The sequence below is a fragment of the Paenibacillus sp. CCS19 genome (genome assembly GCF_033239625.1).
Classification (GTDB): domain Bacteria; phylum Bacillota; class Bacilli; order Paenibacillales; family Paenibacillaceae; genus Paenibacillus_T.
The window spans coordinates 1-573 of record NZ_BTCK01000107.1 but is presented as its reverse complement, the minus strand read 5'-3'; the positions used below and the strand labels follow the sequence as shown (position 1 = coordinate 573).

Genomic DNA, 573 nt, shown 5'->3' with positions numbered 1-573 from the left:
TTAATTCGTGCTTGGCGTCTTCCTACTCTCCCAGGACCCTGCGGTCCAAGTACCATTGGCGCTGGAGGACTTAACGGTCTGAATCGGTCGATGATCACGAAGTAACTCTTTAAGCATATTCGGCATCGAATCTTGATCCAGCCTTTGAACTCCGTTGCTCATGTAGGTTTTGCCTACACTCCGCTACTCGTTCTTCAGTCTGAATCAACCTTCTCGGTGCTGATCGACCTCTATTTAAATCTTTTCTCGTTCCGTAAACAATAAGTACAACAAAAAAGCCATGTCATAATGACATGGCTTCATTCGTGCTTGGCGTCTTCCTACTCTCCCAGGACCCTGCGGTCCAAGTACCATTGGCGCTGGAGGACTTAACGGTCGTGTTCGGTATGGGTACGCGTGGAACCCCTCCGCCATCGACACCAAACGAATTCGACTGATGATCACGAAGTAAACTCAAGGAGCTTATTCGGCATCGAATCTTGATTCAGCTCTCGAACTCCGTTGCTCATGTAGGTGTTGCCTACACTCCGCTACTCATTCTTCGATCTAAATCAACCTTCTCGGTGCTGATCA

The 573-nt window shown here is 48.3% G+C and carries 1 rRNA gene; it reads right to left on the bottom strand.

Features of this window, described 5'->3' with window-relative positions:
* Window positions 1-307: 307 nt before the first annotated feature.
* Window positions 308-424, bottom strand: a 5S ribosomal RNA gene (gene rrf, locus SBI19_RS29380).
* Between the last annotated feature and the right edge of the window lie 149 nt (window positions 425-573).